This window comes from Rhizobium chutanense (assembly GCF_002531935.1).
GTDB lineage: Bacteria > Pseudomonadota > Alphaproteobacteria > Rhizobiales > Rhizobiaceae > Rhizobium > Rhizobium chutanense.
The window spans coordinates 36807-49734 of the sequence record NZ_NWSV01000001.1; the positions used below are offsets into that span (position 1 = coordinate 36807).

Genomic DNA, 12928 nt, shown 5'->3' on the forward strand with positions numbered 1-12928 from the left:
ACTGATCAGGGCTGCAGTTCGGTATCCCAGTAGAGATAGTCGAGCCAGCTGTCGTGCAGATAGTTCGGCGGGAACAGCCGACCGTTATTGTGCAGATCCTGCACCGTCGGCTGATAGGGCTTCTGCGACGGGAACATGCTGGCCTGCTTGGGAAGCTTGCTGCCCTTGCGCAGATTGCAGGGCGAGCAGGCTGCCACGACATTCTCCCAGGTCGTCTCGCCGCCATGGGCGCGCGGGATGACGTGGTCGAAGGTCAGGTCGTCATGGGCGCCGCAATACTGGCATTCGAACCGGTCGCGCAGGAAGACGTTGAACCGGGTGAAAGCCGGATTGCGGGATGGCTGAACGTAAGTCTTCAGGCACACGACGCTCGGAAGCCGCATCGAGAAGCTCGGTGAGGAAACCGAATGCTCATATTCTGCGATGATGTTCACACGGTCGAGGAATACCGCCTTGATCGCGTCCTGCCAGGACCACAGCGACAAGGGGTAATAACTCAGCGGCCGGTAGTCAGCGTTCAGAACGAGCGCTGGCAGGGCCTGGGGGGAGACTGCAATCGTCAAGGGACTCTCCTGATCGATTCGGCATCTGCACCTGTATATTAGGCCGGTTGTTACAGGATTGTGAAGTCCAATAAATTCAGAGGATAAAGGCAATTTGAAGAGTGTGGCCGATCAGGCGGTCGGCACCATGTCGCGGCGCGTTTTCACGGCGTAATAGGCCCAGAAAAGCCGCGCCGCCACGGAGCGCCACGGCGACCAGGCTTGCGCAAGCGCAGCAAGCGCCTTGGCCTGCGGCCGTGCCGTAAGACCGAATGCCGCACCGACGGCATTCTGCAGCGCGACATCGCCGGCCGGAAAGACATCGGCATGGCCGCCGCAGAACATCAGATAGACCTCCGCCGTCCACGGACCGACGCCCTTGAGCGCCGTCAGTTCGCCAAGCGCTTCATCAGGCGGCTTCAGGCAGAGCCCGGAAAGATCAAGCCGGCCGGAGGCAACGGCGTCGGCGATCCGCGCCAGGGTTTCGGCCTTGGCGCGCGACAGCCCGAATTCCCGCCAGGCCTCGGCGTGAAGCAGCACATAGCCTTCGGCGGTCAGCAGACCGTCTGCCGGCAGCATTCGCCGCCAGATCGCCTCGGCGCTGGCGCGCGATACCATCTGCGAGACGATGATATGGGCAAGGCCGGCAAAACCGGGTTCGCGCAGCCGCAACGGAAGAGGTCCGATATCCCTGGCGATCGGCGCAAGGCGCGGATCGAGGCCCAGCAGCGCCTCCAGCCCCCGACTGACGTCGTCGTCGTCGCGGATGATCTGCACATTGCCTCCCGGTGGTTCGAAACTCAAATCCGTGGCAAAAGAAAGCATGATCACGAGTGAGCGTCAAAAACCTGTATTTCGTTTTGCGCCGAGCCCGAACGGACAGTTGCATCTCGGCCATGCGCTCTCGGCCCTCTTGAACCATGACATGGCGGAGGCCGCGCATGGCCGCCTGCTGCTGCGCATCGAGGACATCGACCAGACGCGCTGCACGCCCGAGTTCGAGGCCGGCATCCTCCGGGATCTCGACTGGCTGGGGATGGATTGGGAAAGTCCGGCGCGGCGCCAGTCGGAACATTTTGCCGAATATCAGGCGGCACTGCACGCGCTGATCGAGCGCGGCCTGGTCTATCCGGCCTTCCTGACCCGTGGCGAGGTGAAGGCGCGCGTCGCCGCCTATGAGGCGGCCGGTGCTTCTTGGCCGCGCGATCCCGACGGCACGCCGCATTATCCCGCCAACGATCGCGACCGCCCGGAAGAGGAATGGCGGGAAATACTGGCCTCGGGGAGGAAACATGCCTGGCGGCTCGATATGCGCAAGGCGCTGGACCTGATCGGCGAGCTGCTGTTCTGGACGGAAACAGGCGACGGCAGATCGGGCGAGATCGCTGCCGAACCCGAAGTCTGGGGCGATGTCATCCTGTCGCGCTCGGACGCCCCGTCGAGCTATCATCTGTCGGTGGTCGTCGACGATGCGCTCCAGGGTGTCAGCCATGTCGTGCGCGGCTTCGACCTGTTCTACGCGACATCGGTGCACCGGCTGCTGCAGGTGCTGCTCGACCTGCCGCAGCCCCTCTATCACCATCACCGTCTCATTCTCGATGCGAGCGGCCGCAAGCTTTCGAAGAGCGAAGGCGACAGCGGGCTTGGGGAACTGCGCGCCCGCGGCCTGTCAGGGGCCGATATTCGCCGTCTTGTCGGGCTCTGACCGCCGTTCGACACGCTGCCTGCCGACGATCGAAAGCGTGTGGGAGAACATCCGGAAGACGCGGAATTTGATCAGCGCCGCGTTGATCTCCGCACCGATGATGAAGATGACGCCGACCATGTAGAGGAAGATCAGCACGATCATGACGGAGGCGAGACCGGCATAGGTGGCGGTGTAATTGGCGAAGGTCGCCAGATAATAGGCAAAGATCAGCGCTCCGGCCAGCCAAAGCAGCAGCGTCAGCAAAACGCCCGGAATGACGTCGAAGACCCGCCGCTTGCCGGCCGGCAGCCACAGATGCACGACCAGCAGCCCGACGGTCAGCACGACAAGCGTGCCGTAGATGCGCCAGCTGAAGACGACGTCGAGCGTGTCGGCAAACAGCGGAAGCCACTTCCTGGCATAATCGAGCGCCAATGGCACGGCCACCAGCAGGATGCTGATTGCCGCAAAGATGATGACCGCGATCAGCACGTAGCCGAGGCTGGCGAGGCGGGTGAAATACCACGGCCGCGTTTCCTGCACCCGGTAGGCGCGATTGAGCGAGATGCGCAGCGCCTCGACGCCGTTCGAGGCGAAATAGGCGGCCGCCAGCACCGAGATCGTCAGCAGCCCGCCGCGCTGAATGGTCAGCACCTGCAGCACCTGGTCGGCGAGCGGCTTGGCGATCGCCTCCGGCCAGGTGTCGAAGATCAGGTGGATGGCGGTCGAGGAGAACTGATCGGCGCCGAGAAAGCTGGCGAGTGCCGTGCCGAAGATCAGGAAGGGGAAAACCGCAAGCAGGCTCGACAGCGCCACGTGGCTCGCCATGGCGAAACCGTCATCCTCGACCATATGACAGATCGCGTCGTAGACCACGTCGTAGATCGTGCGCAGCACTTTCGGCATTCCGTCTCCGGCTTTCCAGATTGTATCCTCTAGCCGAATATGGGAAACGAGTCCCATTTTGTACAGGAATCATTCCATGGCGGGAGAGCGCACCATCGTCGTCACCGGATGCTCGTCCGGGATCGGCGCTCATTGCGCCCGGGCGCTGAAAGCCGATGGCTGGCGCGTCTTCGCGACGGTGCGCAAAACCGAGGATCTGGCGAGCCTGGAAGCCGACGGCATCGAAGCCTTCCTGATGGACTATGCCAGGACCGAGACGATTTCCGAGCTGGTCGACAGCGTCATGAAACGCAGCGGCGGCCGCATCGACGCGCTCTTCAACAACGGCGCCTACGGCCAGCCGGGTGCCGTCGAGGATCTTTCGACATCAGCGCTACGTGCCCAGTTCGAGGCCAATTTCTTCGGCTGGCACGAACTGACGCGGCAGGTCATTCCGGCGATGCGCAGACGCGCAGAGGGACGGATCGTGCAATGCTCGTCGATCCTCGGCGTCGTGCCCTATCGCTATCGCGGCGCCTATACCGCTTCCAAATTTGCGCTCGAAGGCCTCAGCATCACTTTGCGCATGGAGCTGCAGGGCAGCGGCATCCATGTGAGCCTGATCGAGCCCGGGCCGATCGCCACGCGTTTCACCGCCAATGCGCTCGCCAAGATCAGGGAGCATATCGACGTCGACAATTCGCCGCACGCCGCCGACTATGTCAGGCAACTGGCAAGGCTCGACGGATCGGGGCCGGTCAACCGCCATAAGCTTGGCCCGGAAGCGGTCTATTCCGTCCTGAAACACGCATTGAACTCGAAAAATCCAAGGCCACATTATCCTGTAACGACGCCGGCTAAACAGGGCATGGTCCTGAAGCGGCTGCTTCCGGCAGACCTCTTCTACCGCCTGATGCGCTGGACGGACTGAGAAAGCTGAATGCCATGTCCACGGTCACCTATATCCTTGCGATCATCGTCATGGGCGCCGTCGCCCTCGTCCTGATCCGCGGCCTGTTCAACATGATGAAGGGCGGCGATGCCAACCGTTCCAACAAGCTGATGCAGCTTCGCGTCCTGCTGCAGGCCATCGCCGTCATCCTGATCATGATCACCCTCTGGATCACCGGCGGCGGCCGGCCGACTTAACTAGGCTAACCTGACGATAGAGGGGTAAATATGGGTGCTATCACCTCCTCGAACTCCCTCATTCCTGTGCTTGTCACAGGAATCCAGCCACCGCGCGTCTGCGCGGTGAATAACCTGCAACGTTCAAAAGAGTCTTCCGCGCCCAAGGACTTGGGCGCACTGGATTCCTGTGACAAGCTCAGGAATGAGGGAAAGTGGTGTGGCACGGCCATCCTCCCCTCGACAGGCGGTGCGACATGGTGAAACTCAACAAGATCTACACCAAAACCGGCGATGACGGCACGACCGGGCTGGTATCCGGCCCGCGCCGGCCAAAGGACGATCTGCGCGTCGAAGCCTATGGCACGGTCGACGAGGCCAATTCCGCGATCGGCCTGGCGCGGCTGCATACATCAGGCCTGCCCGAACTCGACGCCATGCTGATGTCGATCCAGAACGACCTCTTCGATCTTGGCGCCGATCTCGCCACCCCTGACACCGGCGAGACGCCGGCCTACGAACCGCTGCGGATCGTCGAGACCCAGGTCGACCGCGTCGAGCGCGATATCGATCGGCTGAACGCCGGTCTGGAGCCGCTGAAATCCTTCATCCTGCCGGGCGGCAGCCCCGCTGCCGCCCATTTGCATCTTGCCCGCACGATTGCCCGGCGCGCCGAACGTCTGATGGTGGCGCTTGCCCGCACCGATGGCGAAATCGTCAGCGAGCCGGCCAGGAAATACGTCAACCGGCTCTCGGATTTTCTGTTCGTCGCGGCGCGTCATGCAAATGACCGAGGCCAGGCGGATGTGCTTTGGGTTCCGGGAAAAAACAGATAGGTTTGCCGCGACGACGATCGCCGGGGGGCCTTTATGTTCATACCACTTCACGACGCCAATACGCTGAAACATATCAAGGTCCAGTGGGTGACGCTCTCGCTGATCGCGCTGAATGTCGCAATCTGGCTATTGACCAGCTTGGAGAGCGAGCAGGCAGCCCAGGCGACAACAGTCGGGCTCGGTTACATCCCGGCGATCATCTTCGGCGACGCGGTGCTGGCGCAGGGGCTCGAAATCGTGCCGGAACCGCTGACTTATCTCACCTATGCCTTCGTCCACGCCGGCTTCTGGCATCTCGCCGGCAACATGATCTTCCTCTGGGTCTTCGGCGACAATGTCGAGGATGCGATGGGGCATCTGCGCTTCCTGATATTCTATCTCCTCTGCGCAGCGGCCGGCGCGCTCTGCCACGGGCTGCTGAGCATGACGTCGCAAGCGCCGCTGGTCGGCGCATCAGGAGCGATCTCCGGCGTGGTTGCCGCCTATGTCATGCTGCATCCGCGCGTCAGGGTTTGGGTGCTGGTCTTCTTCCGTGTGCCGTTGCCCCTGCCGGCTTTCGTGCCGCTGCTGTTGTGGATCGGGCAGCAGTTCTTCATGCTGGCTGTCACACCGGAAAGCGACGTTTCCTGGGGCGCGCATGTCGGCGGCATTATTGCCGGGGCTCTTCTCATCCTTGTCTTGCGCCGGCCCGGCGTGCCGCTCTTCGACCGGGAGATCGTGACACCTCGGGCCGTGAGAAACAGTCCCGGCGCCGTTCCGCCCATCGCCGCCAGAACGGACGGACGGATAGCGCAGCGATTTCCCTGGGGCCGGCGCTCATAGCAATATTGACGTGAACGTAAACGTCCATATATAGCCGGTCAAATCGCCTGCCTGCGTCATGCAAGCGTTGAAATTGGAGGAAAAACGCGTATCCATGTCGCCATTCGACAATCGGAGCGGCGCCTGAGCGCGCATTTTCTAGAAAAGTCTCTGAAGCCAGTTTTCCCTGAAGGAAGGACCCCATGAAGATTCTCGTCCCAGTCAAACGGGTTGTCGACTACAACGTGAAGATCCGGGTTCGTCCGGATGGTACGGGTGTCGAGCTTGCCAATGTAAAGATGTCGATGAACCCGTTCGACGAGATCTCGGTGGAAGAGGCGCTGCGGCTGAAGGAAGCCGGCAAGGCCGAGGAAGTGGTGGTGGTGTCGATCGGCCCTGCCAAGGCCGAGGAGACGCTGCGGACGGCGCTCGCCATGGGCGCCGACCGGGCGATCCTGGTTGAGACCGACGATCAGGTCGAGCCGCTGGCTGTCGCCAAGATCCTCAAGGCTGTGGCCGATGCCGAACAGCCCGGCCTGATCATCGTCGGCAAGCAGGCGATCGACGACGATTCCAACCAGACCGGCCAGATGCTGGCAGCATTGCTGGGTTCGGCCCAGGCGACCTTCGCCTCGAAGATCGAGATCGGAGACGGCAAGGCAACCGTGACCCGCGAAGTCGACGGCGGCCTGCAGACGATCGAGATCAAGCTGCCGGCGGTGGTCACCTCGGATCTGCGGCTGAACGAACCGCGTTATGCCTCGCTGCCGAACATCATGAAGGCGAAGAAGAAGCCGCTCGACAAGAAGAGCCCGGCCGATTTTTCCGTCTCCACGACGCCGCGGCTGAAGGTGCTGAAGACCGAGGAGCCCAGTGGCCGCAAGGCGGGCGTCAAGGTCAAGTCGGTCGCCGAGCTGGTCGACAAGCTGAAGAACGAAGCCGGCGTGCTCTAAGGTTCGAAAGGAATTATCACCATGACCATTCTTCTTCTGGCCGATCACGACAATTCGAGCCTTTCCGACCAGACCGCCAAGGCGCTGACGGCCGCTTCCCAGATCGGCTCCGACGTGCATGTTCTTGTTGCCGGCAAGGGCGCCAAGGCTGCTGCCGAACAGGCGGCCAAACTCTCCGGCGTCTCCAAGGTGCTCTTGGCCGAAAGCGATGCGCTCGCCAACAATCTGGCCGAGCCGCTCGCCGACCTGATCGTCTCGCTCGCCGGCTCTTATGACACGATCCTGTCTGCCGCCACTTCTGTCGGCAAGAACGTGCTGCCCCGCGTCGCCGCCCTGCTCGATGTCGCCCAGGTCTCGGAGATCATCGAGGTGGTCTCGTCCGATACCTTCAAGCGGCCGATCTATGCCGGCAATGCCATCCAGACGGTGCAGGCAAGCGACGCCAAGAAGGTGATCACCGTGCGCACCGCCTCGTTTGCTTCCGCATCTGAAGGCGGCTCCGCCGCGGTCGAGGTCATTCCGGCGGCTTCCGATCCCGGCCTGTCGACTTTCGTCAAGGATGCGCTGTCGGCCTCCGACCGTCCGGAGCTGACTTCGGCCAAGATCATCCTCTCCGGCGGCCGGGCGCTCGGATCGGCGGAGAAGTTCCGCGAAGTCATCCTGCCGCTTGCCGACAAGCTGGGGGCCGCCGTCGGCGCCAGCCGTGCGGCCGTCGATGCCGGTTATGCGCCGAACGACTGGCAGGTCGGCCAGACCGGCAAGGTGGTGGCGCCCGATCTTTATATCGCCGCCGGCATCTCAGGCGCCATCCAGCATCTGGCCGGCATGAAGGATTCGAAGGTGATCGTCGCCATCAACAAGGACGAGGAGGCGCCGATCTTCCAGGTCGCCGACTACGGTCTGGTCGCCGATCTGTTCGAAGCCCTGCCGGAATTGCAGAAGGCGCTCTAAGCGCGCCAAATGCTTTTCTTTCGCACTTGCGAATGACTGGAAAATTATCTTTTATGGCGCTACTACTGCTGCCGGGCGATCATTTGCCCGGCAGTATTGCTAAAAAATGCGGTAGCGCGGGGGCGAATGCCGTGTGGGGGTTTGGAGATGAATGCGGTGTTGAAGAATATTGGTATTATCGGTGCCGGCCAGATGGGCTGCGGCATCGCGCATGTTTCGGCCGCCGCAGGTTACAGGGTTCACATCTACGATCTCTCCCAGGACCGCATCGAATCCGGCCTTGCCACCATCAACGGCAATCTTGCCCGGCTGGTGACGAACGGCAAGATGACCGAAGAGGAACGCAAGTCGACCTTGTCGCTCATCTCGGGCTCGTCCGATGTCAATGATCTCGCCCCGTCCGATCTCGTCATCGAGGCCGCCACCGAAGATGAAACCGTCAAGCGCAAGATCTATACCCAGGTCTGTCCGGTGCTGAAGCCGGAAGCGCTGCTTGCCACCAACACCTCTTCCCTTTCCATCACCCGGCTTGCTGCCGCAACCGACCGCCCCGAACGCTTCATGGGCATACATTTCATGAACCCGGTGCCGGTCATGAAGCTGGTCGAACTGGTGCGCGGCATCGCGACCGATGAGAAGACCTTCTCCGCCGCCAAGGAATTCGTCGGCACGCTGGAAAAGACCATCACCGTCGCCGAGGATTTCCCCGCCTTCATCGTCAACCGCATCCTGCTGCCGATGATCAACGAGGCGATCTACACGCTTTATGAAGGCGTCGGCACGGTCGATGCCATCGACACGGCGATGAAGCTCGGCGCCAACCATCCGATGGGGCCGCTGCAGCTTGCCGATTTCATCGGCCTCGACACCTGCCTGTCGATCATGCAGGTTCTGCACGACGGTCTGGCGGACTCGAAATATCGCCCCTGCCCGCTGCTGGTGAAATATGTCGAGGCCGGCTGGCTCGGCCGTAAATCCGGCCGCGGCTTCTACGATTATCGCGGCGAAGTGCCGGTGCCGACGCGCTAAAGCGCGGCGCGATCTTTCAGATTCTCTTGGCCCACGCTTGAGGCCTTTGGTTTTCCGCATGTCGCGCAAAACCGCGGCCCACTTTTGCGCGACAGCTTTAAGCAGACATCATCAGAAAGGGCGAATGGACCCGACGCCCGCGACATGCTTTCCTTGCCGTGAACGGGAGGGAATGCCATGTCGACCGAAACACCGATGTTCCTGCTGCAATGCTGCGTCCTTATCGGGCTCGCGGGGGTGTTCCTCATCAAAGGAGACGGTGACTCCTGACCGGTCTCCCTACGACCCGATAGCACCCTTGATCAGCGCTTTTGCATCGTCGCTGTCCCAGGCGGCAGGGCCGTTCATGGCGGAGATCAGGCAGCCCTTGTCGTCGAGCAGCAGCGTCACCGGAAGACCGAAGGCGAGGCCTTCCTTTTTCAGGCTGTTGAAGACCGCGATCGTATTATCCCGATAGAGCTGCAGCGCATCGACACCGATTTCGCTTAGGAAGGCCTTCGGCTTCTCGTCGTCGCCGCTATCGATATTGACGGGCACGACCTGGAACTTGTCGCTGCCCATCTGCTTCTCGAGTGCGTTCAGCGCCGGCATCTCCTCGCGGCAGGGAACGCACCATGTTGCCCAGAGATTGAGAAGCACGGTCTTGCCGGCAAAATGATCGAGCGTCAGCGGCTTGCCGTCGGGGCCGTTGAAGGACACCCCGGTCAGCTTGCGCGGTTCGCTGGCGGCAACCATGGCGGCCACCTGCCCTTTCATCAGCGGCGTGATGCCGGCGGTGCGATCCCTCGCAAGCTTGCATTCGGCTGACGCCGTTTCACCGCCGCCATTGCCAATCCCCGTCTCCTTCACGTATACCGCTGCCGCACCGGCAACCACGCCTGCAACGGCGGCGATTGCGATCAATTTTCCGGACGGCAGGCCGAAAGGTTTTTTTGTCGTCATTTCATTCTCCAGGACGGGCATCTTCCATGGCCGAGAGCAACACGGACACCAAATCCTCCAACCAGATGTGGGGTGGTCGCTTCGCCTCCGGCCCTGACGCGATCATGGAGGAGATAAATGCCTCGATCGGTTTCGACAAGAAGCTATTCGCCCAGGATATCCGCGGTTCGATCGCTCATGCGACGATGCTTGCCCATCAGGGCATCATTTCGGCCGAGGATAAGGACAAGATCGTTCACGGGCTAAACACGATCCTGTCAGAAATCGAAAGCGGCAATTTCGAATTCTCCCGCCGGCTCGAAGACATCCACATGAATATCGAGGCGCGCCTGGCGACGCTGATCGGCCCGGCGGCCGGCCGGCTGCACACCGCCCGTTCGCGCAACGATCAGGTGGCGCTCGATTTCCGCCTCTGGGTGAAGGAAGAGCTTGAGAAGACCGAAAGGATGCTGACCGGCCTGATCGCCGCCTTCCTCGACCGTGCCGAGGAACATGCCGAAAGCGTCATGCCTGGCTTCACCCATCTGCAGACCGCCCAGCCGGTCACCTTCGGCCATCACTGCATGGCCTATGTCGAAATGTTCGGCCGCGATCGCTCGCGCGTGCGCCACGCCATCGAGCACCTGGATGAAAGCCCGATCGGTGCGGCCGCCCTTGCCGGCACCGGCTATCCGATCGATCGCCATATGACGGCCCAGGCGCTCGGTTTCCGCGAGCCGACCCGCAATTCCATCGACACGGTCTCCGACCGCGATTTCGCCATCGAATTCCTGTCGATCGCCGCGATAACAGGCATGCATCTGTCGCGCCTGGCCGAAGAGATCGTCATCTGGTCGACGCCGCAATTCGGTTTCGTCCGTCTCTCCGACGCGTTTTCGACCGGCTCGTCGATCATGCCTCAGAAGAAGAACCCGGATGCCGCCGAACTGGTGCGTGCCAAGACCGGCCGCATCAACGGCTCGCTGGTGGCGCTGCTGACGATCATGAAGGGCCTGCCGCTCGCCTATTCCAAGGACATGCAGGAAGACAAGGAACAGGTCTTCGATGCGGCCGAGAGCCTGGAATTGGCGATCGCCGCCATGACCGGCATGGTGCGCGACATGACCGTCAACACCCAGCGCATGAAGGCGGCCGCCGGCTCCGGCTATTCGACGGCAACCGACCTTGCCGACTGGCTGGTGCGCGAAGCCGGCCTGCCCTTCCGCGATGCCCATCACGTCACCGGCCGCGCCGTGGCGCTTGCCGAAAGCAAGGGCTGCGACCTCGCCGAACTGCCGCTCGCCGATCTGCAGGCGATCCATTCCGCGATCACCGATAAGGTCTACAACGTGTTGACCGTCGAAGCCTCTGTCGCCAGCCGCAAGAGCTTCGGCGGCACGGCGCCGTCCGAGGTGCGCAAGCAGATCGCCTTCTGGCGCGCCCGCAACTGAGAGAGACGAGGCGGGGCGACAGCCGCCTCGCCTTTTGCCGCAGGGAACAGCGTCCAACAATCAGGGTGCACAAGGCGGATAAACTTCGCTATGAAGATCGCCATCGTTCAAAGAATGATGTCCGTCATATGCCGCACAAGAGGATATCCATGCAGAAGAGCTTGCCGCATCTCATCCGCCTGACGGCGGTGCTCGCCGTCATCGGCCTTGCCGTTGCCGGATGCGGGCGCAAGGGCGATCTCGATCCGCCGAGTGCTGCGGCAACCAAGGAAGGCGATATTTCCAAGCCGACAAAACAGCCGGGAACCGTTGACAAGCCCTTCGTTCTCGATCCTCTTCTTTAAGGCATAAGCCCGTGAACCATTTCGAGTACCGCGACGGCATCCTTCACGCCGAGAACGTTCCCGTCCCCGAGATCGCCAAAGCGGTCGGCACACCTTTCTACGTCTATTCCACCGCGACGCTGGAACGCCATTACCGCGTCTTCTCGGAAGCCTTCGGCGATGTCGACTCCATGGTCTGCTACGCAATGAAGGCGAATTCCAACCAGGCGGTGCTGAAGACGCTCGGCCGTCTCGGCGCCGGCATCGACGTCGTGTCGGAAGGCGAGCTGCGCCGCGCGCTTGCCGCCGGCATTCCGGCAGAGCGCATCATGTTCTCAGGCGTCGGCAAGACGCCGCAGGAAATGGACTTCGCCCTCGAAGCCGGCATCTACTGCTTCAATGTCGAATCCGAGCCGGAGCTCGAAATCCTCAACCAGCGCGCCGTCAACGCCGGCAAGAAAGCCCCGGTCTCCTTCCGCATCAACCCGGATGTCGATGCGAAAACGCATTCGAAGATTTCGACCGGCAAGAAGGAAAACAAGTTCGGCATTTCCTGGGAGCGTGCCCGCGCCATCTATGCTCATGCCGCCAAGCTGCCGGGCATCGAAGTCACCGGCATCGACATGCATATCGGCAGCCAGATCACCGAGCTGCAGCCCTTCGACGACGCCTTCAAGCTGCTGCACGACCTCGTCGCGACGCTGCGCGCCGACGGCCACACCATTCATCACGTCGATATCGGCGGCGGCCTCGGCGTGCCCTACAAGGACGACAACAATCCGCCGCCGCTGCCGGATGCCTATGCGGCGATCGTCAAGAACCAGCTGCGCGGCCTCAACTGCAAGATCGTCACCGAGCCCGGCCGCCTGATCGTCGGCAACGCCGGCATCCTGGTGACCGAAGTCCTCTATGTGAAGGATGGCGGCGAAAAGACCTTCGTCATCGTCGACGGTGCGATGAACGATCTCATCCGCCCGACCCTCTACGAGGCCTATCACGAGATCCGTCCGGTGACGATTTCGGCCGCGAACGCCCCGCGCATCCGCGCCGACGTCGTCGGCCCCGTCTGCGAGACCGGCGATTACCTGGCGCTCGATCGCGAAATGGCGATGCCGAAGCCCGGCGACCTGATCGCCGTCAGCACGGCCGGCGCCTATGGCGCGGTCCAGGCCGGCACCTATAACAGCCGCCTGCTGGTGCCCGAAGTTCTGGTGAAAGGCAGCGATTTCCATGTGATTCGCCCGCGCAGAACCTATGCGGAACTGATCAGCCTCGACTCCGTTCCGACCTGGCTCGACTAGCACCGGTCAGAAAATCGGAAGCGATTTGGATTCAAAGAGTTAAAGCGCGAGGAGCAATCTGAAGGATCGCGACGCGTTTTAAACAGCCATCACTTTTTGGCGAATAAACGTGAAAAGCCG

General features: G+C 61.9%; 15 protein-coding genes. 11 read left to right on the plus strand and 4 right to left on the minus strand.

Features of this window, described 5'->3' with window-relative positions; all coding sequences use genetic code 11:
* Positions 1–5: 5 nt before the first annotated feature.
* Complete coding sequence (locus CO666_RS00175; RefSeq protein ID WP_097537242.1) at positions 6–563, minus strand: HNH endonuclease; 558 nt, start codon at positions 561–563, stop codon at positions 6–8.
* Positions 564–674: 111 nt separating this feature from the next.
* Entirely contained in the window at positions 675–1367 is a 693-nt protein-coding gene (locus CO666_RS00180; protein ID WP_097610181.1) for a DNA-3-methyladenine glycosylase family protein, read from the minus strand.
* On the opposite strand from CO666_RS00180, the gene gluQRS reads away from it, so the two are divergent.
* The gene (gene gluQRS / locus CO666_RS00185; RefSeq protein ID WP_097610182.1) at positions 1366–2247 is read left to right on the plus strand and encodes a tRNA glutamyl-Q(34) synthetase GluQRS; all 882 of its coding nucleotides are present in this window, start codon (positions 1366–1368) and stop codon (positions 2245–2247) included. The two genes, CO666_RS00180 and gluQRS, sit on opposite strands and share 2 nt — an antisense overlap.
* Here gluQRS and CO666_RS00190 read toward each other — a convergent pair.
* Positions 2212–3135, minus strand: a complete 924-nt coding sequence (locus CO666_RS00190; RefSeq protein WP_085738542.1) for a YihY/virulence factor BrkB family protein — start codon at positions 3133–3135, stop codon at positions 2212–2214. The genes gluQRS and CO666_RS00190 overlap by 36 nt on opposite strands.
* 76 nt (positions 3136–3211) lie before the next feature.
* On the opposite strand from CO666_RS00190, the gene CO666_RS00195 reads away from it, so the two are divergent.
* The 7 genes from CO666_RS00195 (at position 3212) to CO666_RS00230 (ending at position 8812) form a co-directional block, all read left to right on the plus strand.
* Positions 3212–4045, plus strand: a complete 834-nt coding sequence (locus tag CO666_RS00195) for an SDR family oxidoreductase (protein ID WP_097610183.1) — start codon at positions 3212–3214, stop codon at positions 4043–4045.
* Positions 4046–4059: 14 nt separating this feature from the next.
* On the plus strand, positions 4060–4263 hold the full coding sequence (locus tag CO666_RS00200) for a twin transmembrane helix small protein (protein WP_003582606.1): 204 nt from the start codon (positions 4060–4062) through the stop codon (positions 4261–4263).
* A 236-nt stretch (positions 4264–4499) separates the two neighbouring features.
* On the plus strand, positions 4500–5078 hold the full coding sequence (locus CO666_RS00210; protein WP_097610185.1) for a cob(I)yrinic acid a,c-diamide adenosyltransferase: 579 nt from the start codon (positions 4500–4502) through the stop codon (positions 5076–5078).
* A gap of 33 nt (positions 5079–5111) precedes the next feature.
* Positions 5112–5900: a rhomboid family intramembrane serine protease gene (locus CO666_RS00215; RefSeq protein WP_097610186.1), complete on the plus strand. Its 789-nt coding sequence runs from the start codon at positions 5112–5114 to the stop codon at positions 5898–5900.
* Positions 5901–6082: 182 nt separating this feature from the next.
* Positions 6083–6832, plus strand: a complete 750-nt coding sequence (locus CO666_RS00220) for an electron transfer flavoprotein subunit beta/FixA family protein (protein ID WP_097610187.1) — start codon at positions 6083–6085, stop codon at positions 6830–6832.
* A gap of 21 nt (positions 6833–6853) precedes the next feature.
* The gene (locus CO666_RS00225; protein WP_097610188.1) at positions 6854–7783 is read left to right on the plus strand and encodes an electron transfer flavoprotein subunit alpha/FixB family protein; all 930 of its coding nucleotides are present in this window, start codon (positions 6854–6856) and stop codon (positions 7781–7783) included.
* Positions 7784–7930: 147 nt separating this feature from the next.
* The gene (locus CO666_RS00230) at positions 7931–8812 is read left to right on the plus strand and encodes a 3-hydroxybutyryl-CoA dehydrogenase (protein ID WP_017966357.1); all 882 of its coding nucleotides are present in this window, start codon (positions 7931–7933) and stop codon (positions 8810–8812) included.
* A gap of 279 nt (positions 8813–9091) precedes the next feature.
* On the opposite strand, the gene tlpA is transcribed toward CO666_RS00230, so the two are convergent.
* Positions 9092–9754, minus strand: a complete 663-nt coding sequence (tlpA, locus tag CO666_RS00235) for a thiol:disulfide interchange protein TlpA (RefSeq protein ID WP_097610539.1) — start codon at positions 9752–9754, stop codon at positions 9092–9094.
* A 26-nt stretch (positions 9755–9780) separates the two neighbouring features.
* On the opposite strand from tlpA, the gene argH reads away from it, so the two are divergent.
* The 3 genes from argH (at position 9781) to lysA (ending at position 12808) form a co-directional block, all read left to right on the plus strand.
* The gene (argH, locus tag CO666_RS00240; protein ID WP_097610189.1) at positions 9781–11184 is read left to right on the plus strand and encodes an argininosuccinate lyase; all 1404 of its coding nucleotides are present in this window, start codon (positions 9781–9783) and stop codon (positions 11182–11184) included.
* Positions 11185–11333: 149 nt separating this feature from the next.
* The gene (gene lptM, locus CO666_RS00245; RefSeq protein WP_097610540.1) at positions 11334–11528 is read left to right on the plus strand and encodes an LPS translocon maturation chaperone LptM; all 195 of its coding nucleotides are present in this window, start codon (positions 11334–11336) and stop codon (positions 11526–11528) included.
* An 11-nt stretch (positions 11529–11539) separates the two neighbouring features.
* Positions 11540–12808: a diaminopimelate decarboxylase gene (lysA, locus tag CO666_RS00250; protein WP_097610190.1), complete on the plus strand. Its 1269-nt coding sequence runs from the start codon at positions 11540–11542 to the stop codon at positions 12806–12808.
* Positions 12809–12928: the final 120 nt, after the last annotated feature.

Bases quoted from the DNA above. Each gene is read 5' to 3' on its own strand.
- gluQRS (WP_097610182.1), top strand. From the start codon at position 1,366: ATGATCACGAGTGAGCGTCAAAAACCTGTATTTCGTTTTGCGCCGAGC.
- CO666_RS00180 (WP_097610181.1), bottom strand. From the start codon at position 1,367: ATGCTTTCTTTTGCCACGGATTTGAGTTTCGAACCACCGGGAGGCAAT.
- CO666_RS00190 (WP_085738542.1), bottom strand. From the start codon at position 3,135: ATGCCGAAAGTGCTGCGCACGATCTACGACGTGGTCTACGACGCGATC.
- CO666_RS00195 (WP_097610183.1), top strand. From the start codon at position 3,212: ATGGCGGGAGAGCGCACCATCGTCGTCACCGGATGCTCGTCCGGGATC.
- CO666_RS00200 (WP_003582606.1), top strand. From the start codon at position 4,060: ATGTCCACGGTCACCTATATCCTTGCGATCATCGTCATGGGCGCCGTC.
- CO666_RS00210 (WP_097610185.1), top strand. From the start codon at position 4,500: ATGGTGAAACTCAACAAGATCTACACCAAAACCGGCGATGACGGCACG.
- CO666_RS00215 (WP_097610186.1), top strand. From the start codon at position 5,112: ATGTTCATACCACTTCACGACGCCAATACGCTGAAACATATCAAGGTC.
- CO666_RS00220 (WP_097610187.1), top strand. From the start codon at position 6,083: ATGAAGATTCTCGTCCCAGTCAAACGGGTTGTCGACTACAACGTGAAG.
- CO666_RS00225 (WP_097610188.1), top strand. From the start codon at position 6,854: ATGACCATTCTTCTTCTGGCCGATCACGACAATTCGAGCCTTTCCGAC.
- CO666_RS00230 (WP_017966357.1), top strand. From the start codon at position 7,931: ATGAATGCGGTGTTGAAGAATATTGGTATTATCGGTGCCGGCCAGATG.
- tlpA (WP_097610539.1), bottom strand. From the start codon at position 9,754: ATGACGACAAAAAAACCTTTCGGCCTGCCGTCCGGAAAATTGATCGCA.
- argH (WP_097610189.1), top strand. From the start codon at position 9,781: ATGGCCGAGAGCAACACGGACACCAAATCCTCCAACCAGATGTGGGGT.
- lptM (WP_097610540.1), top strand. From the start codon at position 11,334: ATGCAGAAGAGCTTGCCGCATCTCATCCGCCTGACGGCGGTGCTCGCC.